This is a genomic window from Serratia sp. BIGb0163, from assembly GCF_024809935.1.
Classification (GTDB): Bacteria; Pseudomonadota; Gammaproteobacteria; order Enterobacterales; family Enterobacteriaceae; genus Serratia; species Serratia quinivorans.
Window position 1 is genome coordinate 90777 of the sequence record NZ_JANUDZ010000005.1, and the last position, 16667, is coordinate 107443.

At 54.0% G+C, this 16667-nt stretch carries 16 protein-coding genes and 3 tRNA genes; 9 read left to right on the forward strand and 10 right to left on the reverse strand.

The window, feature by feature from the left end:
• Nucleotides 1-9: 9 nt before the first annotated feature.
• The 3 genes from M2406_RS17665 to yejF are packed head-to-tail and all read left to right on the forward strand — an operon-like array spanning nucleotide 10 to nucleotide 3720.
• Nucleotides 10-1104: a microcin C ABC transporter permease YejB gene (locus M2406_RS17665; RefSeq protein WP_012145963.1), complete on the forward strand. Its 1095-nt coding sequence runs from the start codon at nucleotides 10-12 to the stop codon at nucleotides 1102-1104.
• Nucleotides 1101-2126, forward strand: a complete 1026-nt coding sequence (locus tag M2406_RS17670) for an ABC transporter permease (RefSeq protein ID WP_115184181.1) — start codon at nucleotides 1101-1103, stop codon at nucleotides 2124-2126. The genes M2406_RS17665 and M2406_RS17670 overlap by 4 nt, the downstream gene beginning before the upstream one ends.
• Nucleotide 2127: 1 nt before the next feature.
• Nucleotides 2128-3720, forward strand: coding sequence for a microcin C ABC transporter ATP-binding protein YejF (yejF, locus tag M2406_RS17675; RefSeq protein WP_259190878.1), 1593 nt, complete (start codon nucleotides 2128-2130; stop codon nucleotides 3718-3720).
• A gap of 9 nt (nucleotides 3721-3729) precedes the next feature.
• Here yejF and M2406_RS17680 read toward each other — a convergent pair whose 3' ends face one another.
• The 3 genes from M2406_RS17680 to rsuA all read right to left on the reverse strand — a co-directional run bounded on the left by M2406_RS17680 (nucleotide 3730) and on the right by rsuA (nucleotide 6643).
• Nucleotides 3730-4074, reverse strand: a complete 345-nt coding sequence (locus tag M2406_RS17680; RefSeq protein ID WP_012145966.1) for a YejG family protein — start codon at nucleotides 4072-4074, stop codon at nucleotides 3730-3732.
• 607 nt (nucleotides 4075-4681) lie between these two features.
• On the reverse strand, nucleotides 4682-5890 hold the full coding sequence (locus M2406_RS17685; protein ID WP_012145967.1) for a Bcr/CflA family multidrug efflux MFS transporter: 1209 nt from the start codon (nucleotides 5888-5890) through the stop codon (nucleotides 4682-4684).
• Between the two features lie 39 nt (nucleotides 5891-5929).
• Nucleotides 5930-6643 carry a 16S rRNA pseudouridine(516) synthase RsuA gene (gene rsuA / locus M2406_RS17690; RefSeq protein ID WP_017893452.1) on the reverse strand — a complete coding sequence of 238 codons (714 nt, stop codon included), beginning with the start codon at nucleotides 6641-6643 and terminating at the stop codon, nucleotides 5930-5932.
• Between the two features lie 309 nt (nucleotides 6644-6952).
• Between rsuA and M2406_RS17695 the strand changes: the two genes are divergently transcribed.
• Entirely contained in the window at nucleotides 6953-8710 is a 1758-nt protein-coding gene (locus M2406_RS17695) for a DEAD/DEAH box helicase (protein ID WP_259190880.1), read from the forward strand.
• Between the two features lie 206 nt (nucleotides 8711-8916).
• Entirely contained in the window at nucleotides 8917-9201 is a 285-nt protein-coding gene (rplY, locus tag M2406_RS17700; RefSeq protein ID WP_012145970.1) for a 50S ribosomal protein L25, read from the forward strand.
• A gap of 84 nt (nucleotides 9202-9285) precedes the next feature.
• Here rplY and yejK read toward each other — a convergent pair whose 3' ends face one another.
• Entirely contained in the window at nucleotides 9286-10296 is a 1011-nt protein-coding gene (gene yejK / locus M2406_RS17705; RefSeq protein ID WP_012145971.1) for a nucleoid-associated protein YejK, read from the reverse strand.
• Nucleotides 10297-10589: 293 nt separating this feature from the next.
• Between yejK and M2406_RS17710 the strand changes: the two genes are divergently transcribed.
• From M2406_RS17710 to M2406_RS17720, 3 genes are all read left to right on the forward strand, one after another.
• Entirely contained in the window at nucleotides 10590-10817 is a 228-nt protein-coding gene (locus M2406_RS17710) for a YejL family protein (protein ID WP_259191013.1), read from the forward strand.
• Between the two features lie 9 nt (nucleotides 10818-10826).
• A complete protein-coding gene (gene yejM / locus M2406_RS17715) occupies nucleotides 10827-12608 on the forward strand; it encodes an LPS biosynthesis-modulating metalloenzyme YejM (RefSeq protein ID WP_259190884.1) in 1782 nt (593 codons plus the stop codon).
• Between the two features lie 78 nt (nucleotides 12609-12686).
• Nucleotides 12687-12763, forward strand: a tRNA-Pro gene (locus tag M2406_RS17720).
• A gap of 299 nt (nucleotides 12764-13062) precedes the next feature.
• Here the strand turns inward: M2406_RS17720 and M2406_RS17725 are convergent.
• The 5 genes from M2406_RS17725 to blaSPR all read right to left on the reverse strand — a co-directional run bounded on the left by M2406_RS17725 (nucleotide 13063) and on the right by blaSPR (nucleotide 15108).
• Nucleotides 13063-13269, reverse strand: a complete 207-nt coding sequence (locus tag M2406_RS17725) for a DUF2767 family protein (RefSeq protein ID WP_017893457.1) — start codon at nucleotides 13267-13269, stop codon at nucleotides 13063-13065.
• Nucleotides 13270-13421: 152 nt separating this feature from the next.
• Nucleotides 13422-13497, reverse strand: a tRNA-Thr gene (locus tag M2406_RS17730).
• 6 nt (nucleotides 13498-13503) lie between these two features.
• Nucleotides 13504-13591 (reverse strand) — tRNA-Ser (locus M2406_RS17735).
• Between the two features lie 156 nt (nucleotides 13592-13747).
• Entirely contained in the window at nucleotides 13748-14077 is a 330-nt protein-coding gene (gene osmE, locus M2406_RS17740; RefSeq protein WP_012145974.1) for an osmotically-inducible lipoprotein OsmE, read from the reverse strand.
• Between the two features lie 134 nt (nucleotides 14078-14211).
• Nucleotides 14212-15108 (reverse strand): SPR family subclass B3 metallo-beta-lactamase, encoded by an 897-nt coding sequence (blaSPR, locus tag M2406_RS17745; RefSeq protein ID WP_259190885.1) that lies wholly within the window; start codon nucleotides 15106-15108, stop codon nucleotides 14212-14214.
• 79 nt (nucleotides 15109-15187) lie between these two features.
• Here blaSPR and M2406_RS17750 point away from each other — a divergent pair, with 79 nt between their 5' ends.
• Nucleotides 15188-16090 (forward strand): LysR family transcriptional regulator, encoded by a 903-nt coding sequence (locus M2406_RS17750; protein ID WP_259190886.1) that lies wholly within the window; start codon nucleotides 15188-15190, stop codon nucleotides 16088-16090.
• A 6-nt stretch (nucleotides 16091-16096) separates the two neighbouring features.
• Here the strand turns inward: M2406_RS17750 and M2406_RS17755 are convergent, their stop codons facing one another.
• Entirely contained in the window at nucleotides 16097-16564 is a 468-nt protein-coding gene (locus M2406_RS17755) for a nuclear transport factor 2 family protein (protein WP_012145977.1), read from the reverse strand.
• Nucleotides 16565-16667: the final 103 nt, after the last annotated feature.

The following is a 16667-nucleotide window of genomic DNA, read 5'->3' on the forward strand; positions in this document are numbered from 1 at the left end:
GGGTTTGCGATGGCGGCTTATTTGATTCGCAGACTGTTGCTGATTATCCCCACCCTGTGGGCGATCATCACCATTAACTTTTTTATTGTGCAGATCGCTCCCGGTGGCCCGGTCGACCAGGCGATTGCCACTATCGAAATGGGCCAGAGCAGCGGCTTCGGCGGTGGCGGTGCCGGTGAAGGCCTGGGGCACGCACGTATTGGTGTTGGCAGTGCGACAGATAGCCAATACCGTGGCTCACGCGGGCTGGATCCGGAGGTGATCGCCGAGATCACCAAACGCTATGGCTTCGACAAACCGCTACATGAGCGCTATTTCACCATGTTGTGGAACTACATGCGCCTCGACTTCGGTGACAGTCTGTTCCGTGGCGCATCGGTGATGCAACTGGTGGGTCATAGTCTGCCGGTATCAGTCACGCTGGGGCTGTGGAGCACGCTGATTATCTACCTGGTGTCGATCCCGTTGGGGATCCGCAAAGCGGTGCATAACGGCAGCGCCTTCGATACCTGGAGCAGCACTCTGATTATCATTGGCTATGCCATTCCGGCCTTCCTGTTCGCGATTTTGATGATTGTGCTGTTCGCCGGTGGCAGCTACCTCGACTGGTTCCCGTTGCGCGGTCTGGTTTCCAGCAATTTCGATACCCTGCCGTGGTATGGCAAAATCACCGATTACCTGTGGCATATCACGCTGCCGGTGCTGGCGACGGTGATTGGTGGCTTCGCCACCCTGACCATGCTGACCAAAAACTCATTCCTCGATGAGATCCGCAAACAATATGTGGTCACCGCACGCGCCAAAGGGCTGGACGAGAACAAGATCCTTTACCGCCACGTGTTCCGCAACGCCATGCTGCTGGTGATCGCCGGCTTTCCGGCGACCTTTGTCAGCATGTTTTTCACCGGCTCATTACTGATCGAGGTGATGTTCTCGCTCAACGGGCTGGGCTTGCTGGGTTATGACGCCACCCTGCAGCGCGATTACCCGGTGATGTTCGGCACGTTGTATATCTTCACCCTGATTGGCCTGCTGTTGAATATCCTTAGCGATATCACCTATACCCTGGTCGATCCGCGCATTGATTTCGAGGCCCGCCAATGAATCGCTTAAGCCCGATTAATCAGGCTCGTTGGGCACGTTTTTGCAGCAACCGCCGTGGCTATTGGTCGCTGTGGATTTTTCTGGTGCTGTTTATCCTCAGCCTGGGGGCCAACCTGATCGCTAACGACAAGCCGCTACTGGTGCGCTACGAGGGCCGCCTGTACCTGCCGTTTATTATCGACTACAGCGAGACCACCTTCGGCGGTGAGCTCAATACCGCCACCGACTATCAGGATCCGTTTGTTAAAAAGCAGATCGACAGCCACGGCTGGGCAGTTTGGCCACCGATTCCCTTCAGTTACGACACCATCAACTTCGCCACCGAGGTGCCCTTCCCTTCGGCCCCTTCACAGCAAAATTTATTAGGTACCGACAGTAACGGCAGCGACGTGCTGGCCCGCGTGCTGTACGGCTTTCGTATTTCGATGCTGTTCGGGCTGGCGCTGACGCTGTTTTCCAGCGTGATTGGCGTCTGCGCCGGCGCCATGCAGGGCTACTACGGCGGGCGCGTGGATCTATGGGGCCAGCGCTTTATTGAAGTGTGGTCAGGGATGCCGACGCTGTTTTTGATTATTCTGCTGTCGAGCATCGTACAACCCAATTTTTGGTGGCTGCTCGGCATCACCATTTTATTTGGCTGGATGAGCCTGGTGGGCGTGGTACGCGCCGAGTTCCTGCGCACCCGTAACTACGATTACATCCGCGCCGCACGGGCCATGGGGGTGCAGGACCGGGTCATTATGTATCGGCATATGCTGCCCAATGCCATGGTGGCGATGCTGACCTTCTTGCCGTTTATCCTGTGCGGATCCATCACCACCCTGACCTCCCTCGATTTCCTGGGCTTTGGCCTGCCGATCGGTTCTCCGTCGCTCGGCGAGCTGCTGCTGCAGGGCAAAAACAACCTGCAGGCGCCGTGGCTTGGTATTACCGCGTTCCTGGTGTTGGCGGTGTTGCTGTCTTTACTTATTTTTATTGGCGAAGCGGTACGCGACGCCTTTGACCCCAGCAAGGCGCATTGATATGGCTAGCACTCCTTTGCTTTCAATTCAGGATCTCGGCGTTGCTTTCCGCCAGGGTGACCAACTGAATCAGGTCGTCAGTGGGCTTTCGCTGCAGATAGAAAAGGCAGAAACGCTGGCACTGGTGGGCGAGTCCGGTTCGGGAAAAAGCGTCACTGCACTGTCGGTGTTGCGCCTGCTGCCTTCACCACCGGTGGTCTATACCGGCGGTGATATCCAGTTCAACGGCAATTCGTTGCTGCATGCGCCTGAGGCTGAGCTGCGCAAGGTGCGCGGCAACCAGATTTCGATGATCTTCCAGGAGCCGATGGTGTCACTCAATCCCTTGCATACCATTGAGAAACAGCTGGCGGAAGTCCTGGCGCTGCATCGCGGTATGCGGCGCGACGCAGCACGCAGTGAGATTATTCAGTGTCTGGATCGCGTAGGTATTCGCAACGCCAAGGGCCGGTTGAAAGACTACCCACATCAGCTCTCCGGCGGCGAGCGCCAGCGGGTAATGATCGCCATGGCGGTGTTAACCCAGCCCAAGCTACTGATTGCCGATGAACCCACGACGGCGCTCGATGTCACCATTCAGGCGCAAATTCTGCTGTTGCTGAAAGAACTGAAGCAAGAAATGGGCATGGGGCTGCTGTTTATCACCCATAACCTGAATATTGTACGCCGCCTGGCGGATAACGTAGCGGTCATGCGCCAGGGGCAATGCGTTGAGCAAAGCAGCCGGAGCAACCTGTTTAGCCGGCCGCAACACCCCTATACCCAACAATTACTGGCGGCAGAGAACGTAGGCGATCCGCTGCCGCTACCTGCTGACGCAGCCCCGTTGCTGAAGGTGGAAAACCTGCAGGTCAGTTTCCCGATCAGGCGCGGTTTACTGCGCCGCACCGTGGGTCAGCATTATGCGCTGAAAGATTTGAGCTTTGAGTTGAAGGCCGGGGAAAGCGTTGGATTGGTGGGCGAGTCCGGCTCCGGTAAGAGCACCACCGGGCTGGCATTGCTGCGTTTGCTTAACGCCAGGGGGGCGATGTGGTTTAAAGGCCAGCCGTTGCACCAGTTCAGTATGAAGCAGATGCTGCCGTACCGCAGCCAGATGCAGATTGTGTTTCAGGACCCTTACTCCGCGCTTAATCCCCGGCTCAATGTGCTGCAAATCATTGCCGAGGGGCTGGAAGTTCACCAGAAACTGAGCGCTGAGCAGCGAGAACAGCGGGTGATCGAAGTACTACAGGAGGTGGGGCTGGATCCCGCCCTGCGCCACCGTTACCCTACCGAGTTTTCCGGCGGTCAGCGCCAACGCATCGCCATCGCACGTGCGCTGATTTTACAACCTCAGTTGCTGATCCTCGATGAACCGACCTCGTCACTGGATAAATCGGTACAGGCGCAAATCCTGACGCTGCTTAAATCACTGCAACAGCGCCACCGGCTGGCCTATCTGTTTATCAGCCATGATTTGCAGGTGGTGCGTTCACTGTGTCATCAGGTGATTGTGCTGCGACAGGGGGAAGTGGTTGAACAAGGTGACTGCCAGACAGTCTTTAACTCACCGGCCGCCGCTTATACCCAGCAGTTGTTACAGCTGGCGGATTAGCGACGGGATTCAGAAAGGATATTGAGCGCTCATCGGCTCGGCAATAGCGGCACCCACGTTTTTTAGCCGACACATGGTGGCGCTTTCATCGCAGCGATGCACAAACAGGCAAGGTTCCCCTTCCCACTCTACGATGGCGCAGTCGACCTGGATCTCCTGCAACGACAATTTAAGCTGTTGCATCACCTGCCAGGCGTCAGCACCCTCATGACTGAGCAGTTTCAGACCAATCAGGTTGTTATCTTCGTCTATTCCGCTGAGCGGAATCGGTTCAACCTTGACGCCGGTAAAACCTGATAGCCAACGATAACTTTGCGGCAAGCGATGCACTACCGAAAGTTGGATACTTTCCACATGAAATCCCTAGTTTGAAAAAATGAAACGCTTTTTACCTGACAGGGTAACTAAGTTATAGCCGTTGACGCTCGACTCTGCCCCTTATGAATGTTATTTAAATGTAAAAAACATCACAAGTGGTTAACTCGCTCCCTGCGCTCGCTGATGTCCTGCGGTTTTAGTGACGCCCTGCGGGGTCATTTCACGGCATTTTGCGACTCAGCTCGCATTTTTGCGTTATATGTAACCCTTTCCCGCCGCGATCTCAACTCTTTTTTCTTGCAATACGGCTACTTATTGCTCGGCATAATTTTACATTGAGGAAACATTTAGCCTCGCACCACAGCGGTGAGTTACAAGCTAACTCATTGACTATAAATGGCCTTAAAACAAATTACTCACCGGTATTAGTCCAGGAAAATAACGGATAGCCGGGTTATCTGTCTGAGCGGGCAGAGCATTTTTTTAACAAAAAGAATACAGATAGTGCGCAGGGGATTTAATTAGCGCACTTATGTTTAGCAACGAAGTTTTCATTGCCATTGGGTTTCAGAGCGGGCTTGGGCCGGAGGGGATACTTCACCCAGGCCCAACATCACGCTGAGCCTGGATCAGGAAGAAAAGACTAGGGGGTATCAGACGAGGATTTTTGTCGTGGCCGACTGGCATACAGATAGAACAACACCGCAACAATGCTACACAGCGCCATTGAGGAAACCATCGGCCAGGCACTTTTGCCGGGCGCCATTGCCAGTATCGCCCCCACCAACGCACCGATGCTGAAACGCAAGGTACCTGCCAGAGAGGATGCCGTACCTGCCATATGCGGGAAGTCGTCCAGGATCACTGCCATGGCGTTTGAGGAAATCATGGCGATACACCCCAGATAAACGGCCACGCCCAACACCAACGCCCAGAAACCCAGGCCAATAGCGCTCACCGCCAGTAACCACAGCCCCATCGCCAACTGCACAAACAGCCCCAGACGGAACATTTTGATCGCGCCCAACCGCCGTACATTACGGCTGTTAACCAGCGTGGTCAGGAACAGGAAAACAATATTCAGCGCAAAATAGTAACCAAAGTGCTGCGGTGAAACATGATTCAGTTCGATATACACGAAGGGCCCGGCGCTGAGGAACGAGAACATACCGGCGAAGGAGAAGGCGCTGGCCAGCATATAGCTCAGCACGCGCTTATGGCGGAACAAGGAAGCGAAGTTACCCAGCGTGGTACGCAGATGGAATTTTTGCCGCCGCTCTTTCGGCAGCGTCTCTTTAATAAAGAACGCCACCAGCAATGAACCGATCAGCGCCGCGCCGCCCATGGTCCAGAAAATCGCATGCCAACTGAACCACAGCAGCAACGCGCCACCAATCATCGGTGCCAGCAAGGGCGCAATGGTCATCACCAGGATGACAAACGACATCATGCGCGAGAACTCGTCCTTGGTGAACATATCGCGCATCAGGGCATTAATCACTACGCTGGCCGCCGCCGCCGACAGCCCATGCAGGAAACGCAGATTGATCAATTGGTCAATCGACTGCGCCATCGCACAGGCACCACCGGCAATGGCGAAGATCAGCGTTCCCCACAGGATCACCGGCTTGCGGCCAATGCTGTCCGACATCGGCCCGTAGAACAACTGCCCCAGGGCAAAGCCGAGCATATAGGCGCTGAGCGTCATCTGCACGCTGCCCGACTCGACGCCGAACTGTTTGGCAATCACCGGCATGCTGGGCAGGTACATGTCGATAGCCAGCGGCATCAGCATGGAAAGCAGACCCAGAATAAAAATCAAACCGAGGTGAGATGACCGGTTCTGTAACACGTTCGACGACTCCTTCATCAGCCGTAGTCTTGTAATGAATTAATCTTGCAGGTGCGGAGCACCAACGCTGGCGATTTCTTCTTCTGTCAACGGACGGTATTCGCCCTCTGCCAGATCCTCATCCATCACGATGGCACCAATACGTTCACGATGCAGTTCGAGAACCCGGTTGCCGACCGCCGCGAACATGCGTTTCACCTGGTGATAACGCCCTTCGCTGATGGTCAGGCGTACCAGCTTGTCTTCAATTTGTTCCAGTTGCGCAGGTCGGGTCAGATCTTTTTCGTTATGCAGCTGCACGCCTTCGGCAAATTGCTGCGCGGTATCTTCCGCCAGCGGATGCTCCAGCGTCACCAGATAGGTTTTCTCACAGTGATGCTTGGGTGAAGTAATGCGGTGCGACCATTGGCCGTCGTCGGTCATCAGCACCAGGCCGGTGGTATCGATATCCAGGCGACCGGCGGCGTGCAGCTTGTAGGCCACCGGCTCATCGAGGAAATACAGCACCGTCGGATGATCGGGATCGTCCGTGGAGCAAACGTAACCCTGCGGTTTATTGAGCATAAAATAGCGCGGGCCGTTTTGGCGTTGCAGTGGGTTGCCGTCAAACGTCACCTCCTGCTCCGGAGTCAGTTTCAGTGCCCCGCTCTTCACCACTTCACCGTCTACGGTGACGCGTTTTGCCCGAAGTTCACGCGCTACCAGCGCACGGCTAACACCTAACTGCTGAGATAAAAACTTGTCCAGTCGCATTGAATCTGCTTTGCCTGTCGTTGTTATGATCGCATTGATCGTATTGCTAAAATATGACACCCACCGTTGCACCAGGTGCAACAGGGCAGGTTCGAAGAGGGGGAAACAGCGATTACTGTCACGCAAGTATAGCGGTGGAAACGGCCCCCTGACAGAGGTAATTTCCACGCTTCTCGCACCATCGGCGCTCAGAAGGCATAATAATAGAAATTTTTTAGCCGTCAGGGGAGTAAAATGTCACTGTTTTTGTGGGATCAGATGTTACAAAACCTGTTCCTGACGGCCCTTCTCAACCCACGGCGTTAATTTATGGCCTTTACTCTACGCCCCTACCAACTGGAAGCGGTCGAAGCCACCATCAAACATTTCCGTCAGCACCCACAACCGGCGCTGATCGTGCTGCCGACCGGAGCCGGTAAAAGCCTGGTGATCGCCGAGTTGGCGAAGCGCGCGCGTGGCCGGGTATTGGTGCTGGCTCATGTGAAAGAACTGGTGGCGCAAAACCACGCCAAATACCGCGCCTACGGGTTGGAAGCCGATATCTTTGCCGCCGGGCTGCAGCAAAAAGACAGCGCCAGCAAGGTGGTATTCGGCAGCGTACAATCCGTGGCGCGTAACCTGCCATTGTTTGACGGTGCGTTTTCGCTGTTGATTATCGACGAATGCCACCGCATCAGCGACGATGACGACAGTCAGTACCAGCAGATTATTCAGCATCTGCAAAAAACCAATCCGCAATTGCGGCTATTGGGCCTGACCGCCACGCCCTACCGGCTGGGCAAAGGCTGGATTTATCAGTATCACTATCACGGTTTTACCCGTGGCGATGCCAACAGTCTGTTTCGTGACTGCATCTATGAACTGCCGCTGCGCTACATGATCAAAAACGGCTTCCTGGTGCCGCCGGAAAGGCTGGATATGCCGATTGTGCAGTATGATTTCAGCCGTCTGGAGGCCAGAAGCAACGGCCTGTTCAGTGAGATCGACCTGAACCGTGAGCTGAAGCAGCAAAATCGCATTACGCCGCACATCATCAGCCAGATCGTTGAATATGCCGAAACGCGTAAAGGGGTAATGATTTTCGCCTCCACCGTTGAGCACGCCCGTGAAATTCACGGCCTGCTGCCCCAGGGTGAAGCCGCGCTGGTCAGCGCCGAAACACCGGCCAGCGAGCGTGATGCGCTGATAGAGGCTTTCAAACAACAGCAATTGCGCTACCTGGTCAACGTGGCGGTACTGACCACCGGCTTTGATGCACCGCATGTCGATCTGATCGCTATTCTGCGCCCAACCGAATCCGTCAGCCTGTATCAGCAAATCGTCGGGCGTGGGCTGCGGCTGGCCCCCGGCAAGGAAGATTGCCTGATCCTCGACTACGCCGGTAACCCGCACGACCTGTTTACCCCAGAGGTCGGGGTCAGTAAGCCACACGGCGACAGTCAGCCGGTACAGGTGTTCTGCCCCGGCTGCGGCTTCGCCAACCTGTTTTGGGGCAAATGCACCGAGAACGGCGATATCATCGAACACTATGGTCGCCGTTGTCAGGGCTGGCTGGAGGATGATGAAGGCCATCGCGAGCAGTGCGATTACCGCTTCCGCTTCAAGATTTGCCCGCATTGCGGCGCTGAGAATGACATTGCCGCCCGCCGCTGCCACCAGTGTCAGGAAGTCTTGGTCGATCCTGACGATATGCTGAAGGCTGCGCTGAAGTTGAAAGACGCTTTGGTATTGCGCTGTGGCGGCATGGAGCTGCAAAGCGGCCGTGATGAAAAAGGCGAATGGTTGAAAGCCACTTATTACGACGAAGACGGCACCAGCACCAGTGAACGTTTCCGGCTACAGACCCCAGCGCAGCGCAAAGCCTTCGAAATGCTGTTCCTGCGCCCGCATCAGCGTGCGCCAGGAGTCCCTTTTGCCTGGCAAACCGCTGCCGACGTGCTGGCCCAGCAAGCGGCCTTGCGCCATCCGGATTTTGTAGTGGCACGCAAACGCGGGCAGTTCTGGCAGATACGGGAAAAAGTGTTCGATTATCAAGGCCGCTTCCGCCGTGCCAACGAGCTGTCTTGATCCTGACAGCCGGCAAATCGGGCAGGTTTCCATTGCCCTGCGGACGGCTTTCCGTTAAACTGCCGCCCGCTTTGCCTGGGTTCGCCCGGTGCTAAAGCAGGTTATACCCTACGCATGACAGGCTGCGGTCTGGAAGGCGACGGGTAAATCGAACTTGCTACTGGGTCGCCTGTAGCAGGGTAAATTTTCTTTTTAGAGAAAAAACAATGTTCACTATCAATGTAGAAGTACGTAAAGACCAGGGTAAGGGTGCGAGCCGCCGCCTGCGTATTGCCAACAAATTCCCAGCTATCGTTTACGGTGGCGAAGAAGCTCCAGTTTCCATCGAACTGGACCATGATTCTGTTAAGAACATGGAATCCAAACCAGAATTCTACAGCGAAGCAGTAACTCTGGTTATCGACGGTAAAGAAACCAAAGTGAAAGTTCAGGCTGTACAGCGTCACCCGTTCAAGCCGAAACTGGCTCACATCGACTTCCGTCGCGTTTAATCGCAACGAAATCGAACCTTTCGGGACGCCGAAGTAGAAAACGCCGCAATTGCGGCGTTTTTTATTGTCTGCGATCCGGTGAAATTACTTGTTGCCGCTGTTCTGGCGACGTTGTAACTGGTCACGCAGGTTCGGTGGCGTCCCTCTGATGGTTAGCGTATCGGTAGCCGCATCCCAGAAAATTCGCTCCCCCAACAGCATGGCATCAAAGTTCATGCTGATACCACCGCCGCTGCCGGCAAACTTGGTCAACTGACGCAGCGTGCCACGATCGGCCGGGAAACTGTCTTCCAGTTGATAACCTTGTTCGCTGGAAAACTGCAGAAAATCTTTCTCGCCTACGGGCGCAATCTCTTTCGACAGTTCCTGCAGTTCAATTTCTTCACCGGCCTGCAGCTGTTCGTTGCAATAGCTGTAAACCTGCTGACGTACCGACTGGCGCTCATTCTTGTCCAGTTGGGCATCGGCGCAGTAATCGTCAACCGCCTGCAGCAAGCCCCGGTTTTGCGCCTTGGTATCCAGACCTTCGGCCGCCGCCAGGAAATCCATAAAGAAATCGGACACCTTGCGGCCCACCCGCCCTTTCAGGAAAGTCAGGTAACGGGTCGACTCCGGATTGGTTTCCCACTCGGTCAGATCGATGCGTGCCACGATATCGGCGTGGTTGATATCCAGATAATGAGTGGTATTGATATCCAGCTCTTCGTTAACGCGCGAACTGTTGCGGCTGTTCAGCACCGCAATCAGCAAATACTCCACCGCCAGGTAGCGGTACTGACCAAACAGCACCACGCCGCCTTCGGCAAAGGGATACTTGGCCAGCTCATCGCGCAGGCGACCAGTCGCCGCACGGCTGAAGGCCAGAAAGTCCTTATCTTCCTTGCGGCAGGTACGCAACGCGTCCGCCAGCTCACTGCCTTCATTGAACAGGCCGTAAGCCTTACTCTTGGCACTATAGACACGATGCAGCTCTTCCATCATCTCTTCCACCGCCGCATTGGTGGGCAGCAGAGAATCGCGCAGCACCACATCCAGCGTTTGTTCGTCGCGTTTGACCAACTGGTGCAGAGCGATCTGGTCGATATCCAGACTCATGGTAAATCCTCCTGTTCTTTAGGCGCGTATTCAAACACTGAAGGCTACCGTGCTGCAACTTTAAAGCAGTGATCTCATCACCAGACATCAATAAATTTCCAGCGCCCATTCAGGTCGTAAATGGCTGGCAGAACCGATGGATTTCAGGTGACACAACGAGAGTTGCCCAGCCCCCGTAAAGGGAGCCCCGCTACGCTGCGGTTTGAAAGACAAAGGGAATCGATAAAAGAGCGGAAAATCACTGTCCTATACGGTAAGATATGGGACTTTGTCAGGCTTTGAGCGCAATTTTTATGCCACAATCATCCCGTTACAGTGACGAACACGTTGAACAGCTGCTCTCCGAGCTGGTTAATGTTCTGGAAAAACACCATACTCCCACCGATCTTTCTCTGATGGTGCTGGGCAACATGGTAACTAATCTGATCAATACCAGTGTGGCTCCCGCGCAGCGGAAAACATTGGCAAAATCGTTTGCAGAAGCTCTGCAAGCTTCTATTAGTGAAGATAAAGCGCATTAATAATTAATTATGGTGACAAACCGTCAGCGTTATCGTGAAAAAGTCTCCCAGATGATTAGCTGGGGGCACTGGTTCGCCTTATTCAATATCCTGCTTGCCCTCGGGCTGGGTAGCCGCTACCTGTTTGTCACCGACTGGCCCTCTTCCCTGTTGGGTCGGGTTTATGCGCTGGTCAGCCTGCTGGGGCATTTCAGCTTTATCGTTTTCGCCGGCTACCTGCTGGTAATTTTCCCGCTCACCTTTGTGGTGATGTCGCAGCGGCTGTTGCGATTTATTTCCGCCGCCCTGGCTACCGCCGGGTTAACGCTATTGCTGGTAGACAGTGAAGTGTTCACGCATTTCCATCTTCACCTTAACCCGGTGGTGTGGGAACTGGTGATCAACCCGGATCAAAGTGAACTGGCGCGCGACTGGCAGCTGATGTTCATTTGCGTGCCGGTTATCTTCCTGGTGGAGATGCTGTTTGGTACCTGGAGCTGGCAAAAGCTGCGCAGTCTGAACCGTCAACGGTTCGGCAAGCCGCTGGCCGCACTGTTCATCAGTGCCTTTTTCGCCTCGCACCTGATTTATATCTGGGCCGACGCCAACTTCTACCGTCCGATCACCATGCAGCGGGCCAACCTGCCGTTGTCGTACCCGATGACCGCACGTAAATTCCTTGAAAAACACGGCCTGCTCGATTCGCAGGAATATGAACGCCGCCTGGTGCAGCAAGGGAATCCGGAAGCCGTTGCGGTGGAATATCCGCTGAACGATCTTAGCTACAGCGACAAAGGCAGCGGCTATAACCTGCTGATGATCGTGGTGGATGGCGTTCGTGAGCAGGATATGAAACAGGATATGCCTGCCCTGACCCGTTTCGCGCAGGAAAATGTTCGCTTCAGCGATCACTACAGTTCCGGTAATCATGCGGATACCGGCCTGTTTGGCCTGTTCTACGGTATTTCGCCTACCTATCTGGACAGCGTTCTCGCCGCGCGCAAACCTTCCGCTCTGGTCAGTGCTCTCAGCGCCCAGGGTTATCAGTTTGGTTTGTTCTCGTCTGACGGTTTTAACGCCAGCCTGTATCGCCAGGCCCTGTTGACCGACTTCACGCTGCCGGCAGCAAAACAGCAAAATGATGCGGCGACCACGCAACAATGGCAACGCTGGCTGGCTGACCAAAACAGTAACGGTCCGTGGTTCTCCTATATCAATTACCGTGGTACTGAACCTGCGGCCAATGAGAAAACACCAGCCCCGGCCGATTTTATTCAGCGTTACCGCGCAGGTGCGCAGGATGTGGATGCGCAAATTGCTCAGGTGCTCAGCACGCTGAAAGAACGTGGTGTTCTGGACAAAACCGTAGTGGTGATAACCGCAGAGCACGGCGTTGAATTTAATGACACCGGCAAAGGCTACTGGGGTGCGGGTACCAGTTTCAACCAGCAACAGTTGCAGGTCCCCTTGGTTATCCACTGGCCGGGCACCCCGGCACAGACCATCAGTAAACTGACCGGTCATAACGACGTGATGCGTACGCTGATGCAGCGTTTGCTACACGTGAAAACCAACCCTAATGATTATTCGCAGGGTGAAGATCTGTTTACCGCCCAGCGCAGGAATAACTGGGTCGCGACCGGCGACAACAGCCTGTTAGTGATCACCACTCCTACGCAAACTTTGGTATTGGATAGCAGCGGTAACTACCGTGCATACGATAAGAACGACAAAGAGATCAAAGACGAGAAGCCACAGCTGGCCCTGCTGTTGCAGGTGTTGACCGATGTGAAACGCTTTATCGCCAACTAACTGCTTAAAATACAATCAGTCAGTTGGGGGAGCTCTTGATTTGAGATTGGGAACGGGTAGTATAATTTGTTACAGCGTCGGCATGTAGCGCAGCTTGGTAGCGCACCGTCATGGGGTGTCGGGGGTCGGAGGTTCGAATCCTCTCATGCCGACCAAAAATCCCTTTAAAAACCAACCCTTAGCGGTTGGTTTTTTTATGATTAAACTCGGCATTCACCCGTGATTGAGTTTTTCCCCTGGGGGCAAACGTCAGAACTTTGCGGAATAACACCCAATATTGAGCCCAAAGAGCCTGTACACCCAGATAGGGTTAAAATAACCAAAAGAAACAATGCCCTTTTCATCCAACACTCCTTATCTTTTCGCTATCTGGTTATATCTTATTCATGGCTCACTGTCTTTCAACAAACTGTCAGTTTTCGTGAAAATGCCGGCGAGCATAGGCTTTTAGCGCTTAACGCTCCAGCCATTCAACGGCCAGGATACGAGCCTCATCCAGACTGACATCCCTGCCTTCTCTGGTGATTGCCGTTTTCAACACATCAATGATATCGGCCTTTTCCGTGGCGCGTTCTTCATTAATTAACACCAAAACCGCATCGCCTATCACTGTGCATATGCCGATATACAAAGCTTTTGAATCTTCGAAGCCGCTGCCCATAACTACCTCCGGTTGCAATTTATGCAGATTAACATCTTGCGCCTGACAATGCCCTTTAAGGACCCGGTCGGCGCGGGCGGAAAACGAAAAACCCCAGCGATCATTAAGATTGCTGGGGTTCGTAGACGGGATTAACCGTCTGTACAACTATATGGTGCCGGCTACCGGAGTCGAACTGGTGACCTACTGATTACAAGTCAGTTGCTCTACCTACTGAGCTAAGCCGGCTAAATTTGGCGGAAGGACAGAGATTCGAACTCTGGGAGCTGTTACACTCGACGGTTTTCAAGACCGTTGCCTTAAACCACTCGGCCATCCTTCCAATGGGCGCAGATATTAGCGCTACCGTTATGAAATGTCTATCGTTTCATGCAAAAAAAAGCAGGAAAAAGTGCGTTTGGTTAAACTTCATGCCACTGGCGGTTAAAAAATGAAAAACCCCGCCGAAGCGGGGCCAAATTGCTCAACATAACAGCCGTTATTTAGGCTGGGAGTCGTAGTCTGAACAAGTCTGATAACCTTTGTTCATCACATGACCTGTATCGCTGTAGCTAACAAAATAGGTTTGTACTTTCCCGTCACGTGGCGCCACCGCGTAGGTGTCGCAGGTACCCTGTGCATGAACCAGAGTAGCTGTAGTTGACGGTGGACCTGCAATGGCTCGTACCTGCTGTTTGGTCATTCCTACTTTTACATCACTGACCACAGGCTCCTGAACATAACTGGCGGCTCTGTCATAAGCCGTACAACCGGCAAGAAGGGTGAAAGTCGCTGCAGTGCAAATGGCTAAAACCAGCTTATTCGTCATGGTTTGTCCTCTTTGAGTACGTTTATTGTCCTCTAAGTCTAGAAGAGAGAAGGCTTTTCTACAAATTTCACTTTGTCGATAGGTGCGGTTCGCGCCAATATCCTCAGCAGGCCACGGTAGCCAACCAGCGCAATTCACATTTTACTTTGTTGCTGTTTTAACTGCGCCTCAAATGTCTGTTGTGACTGTTGCACATATTGCTGCAACCCCTGACGATCGACAAACGCATCCAGATCGCCGGCCTGCAGGCGTTGCATTTTATTATCCAGATCGAAGCGCGTTCCCTTATTGGCGATAAAAATATCCGCCTGCTGCTGAGCCAACCGAGCAAAACTGCCACGGATATCCTGCACCAGACTGGGGTAGTTTTTGTTGTCGATCAGATAGTAGTCCGGCGTTGCCAGGCTATCAGCATAGACCAGTCGGTAACTTTGCCCTCCCTGATGTAGCGTGGTCAGCCACGAGGTGGCCCCCGGCAAATGGCCTGGCGTCATCAATGCCGTTAATTTCAGGTCGCCCAAGGTAATGCTGTCCCCCTCCCCGACGATAATATCGACCTTCACCGGCGGGAAGCTCAGCGCATCTCCCAGAGCAAAATCCTGTTTGCCGCCAAGCGCCAACTGTTGGGCATTGGCAGCGCTGGCGACAACTTTTGCCCCGCTCCAGACTTGCAGACGCGCAATGCCACCCGCCTGATCGAGACGCGCGTGACTATTGAGGATATAGCGCAGATCCTTGATGTTAAAACCCAAAGCCTCTATGTGCGCTCTTATTGCCGGAGCGCTGGCGTCCAGCGCGGCGTCGATCAGAATCAGTCCTTCCGGCGTGCTCAGCAGCACGGACGATAGGTTGCGGGTGCCCACGTAATAAACATGCGGGAACATCTGAAATGGCGCGACCGGCTGCGCCCACTGTTCAAAAAGCGAATAGGGCGGCGCACTGGACAACGGCTGTGCCGGATTAAGCTGCGCCTGAGCGCCGAAACACAGAGCAACCGTCATAGCCGTCAGATAACCAAGGTTTTTTTTCATGTTCCAATTCTATGGAGGTAAACGGGGCTGAAGTATACTCAGCCCAATATTGAAACGTATTCAATTAGGAAGGCCATTAATGAACATCCTGCAAATGGACATGAACCTGCTGAAAGTGCTCTATCTGTTGACCAGCACCGGCTCCAGCCAGAAAACGGCGGACAAGTTGGGCATCAGCACTTCGGCCGTCAGCCATGCATTGGCCCGCCTGCGTGAAGTGCTCAATGAGCCTTTATTTCGTCGGGAGGGGCATCGCCAGGTGCCGACGCTGTTTGCCCTGTCGCTTAAAGAGAAACTAACGCCATTGTTCTCTTCGCTGGACGGTGAACTGTTCGGCCATTTGCAGGATGCACCACGACATTTCAACCTGGTTGCACCGCCGGCACTGCATCCGATATTGCTGCCGCTGCTGGCACAGAAAAGCACACTCGCCAATGTGGATATCCGTTGTCAGAACTTTGAGCGGCGCTCATGGCGGAACGATCTGCTGGAAGGCAGCATCGATATGGTGATCGCAGTGGGCGATCATCAACAGCGTACCAGCGCACTGCGTTATGCACTGATTGGCAGCACTCGCCTGGTCGCAGTATTTGGGGGCCCCTTGCAGCAGAGGTTGCAGCACAAGAGCAGTCTGGCCTTCAGCGAACTGGCAAACTATGCGCACTATTACTGTCACCCTTGGCCACAGGCGGAAAATGAGCTGGATCGTCAGTTGGAACGCCAGGGTTTACAACGCAGGATCCAGCTCAGCTGTGCCGATTATGCCCAGTTGCCACCAGTGCTGCGGGCGGCCCCGCTGATGGCGCTGGTTCCGCAGCCCTGGTTCAGTGCACAACCCGATAAACGAGGGTTATTCACCCTGCCCATCCTGGACAACCTGGCAATTGGCCATCTGTTTTCACACTATCGGCAGGGAGAGGTTGAGTGGAAAAAGCGTCTTATTTCCGCGCTTCATGCGGAACTGCGGCCTTATTATCAGTAACGACAATCAGAAGCCAAATTCACTCAGTGCCGCAATATCATCCGGACGACGGCCAAGCGGCCAATGGAACTGACGATCCTGCTCGCGGATCGGCATATCGTTGATGCAGGCGTGTCTGTTGATCATCAGACCGTCCGGGTTAAACTCCCAATTCTCGTTGCCAAAACTACGGTACCAGTTGCCCGAGTCATCACGCCATTCATAGGCAAAGCGCACCGCGATACGCGCCCCATCAAACGCCCATAACTCCTTAATCAGCCGATACTCCAGCTCTTTCGCCCATTTACGCTGCAAGAATGCGCAAACGGCCTCGCGACCATCAACAAACTCCGCCCGGTTACGCCAGTGGGTATCGACGGAATAGACCTGCGAGACGCGTTCAGGATCGCGGCTGTTCCAGGCATCTTCTGCCAGACGGACTTTCTCAATCGCCGACTCTCGGGTAAACGGCGGTAATGGGGGTTTAATGCTCATAGCTCACCTCTGCTGGGTTGTCATTAGGTAGACAGAACTGTCTACACAATTAAGCTAGCGCATGTAGACAGAGTTGTCTACAATCATTCCAAACGATATTTCA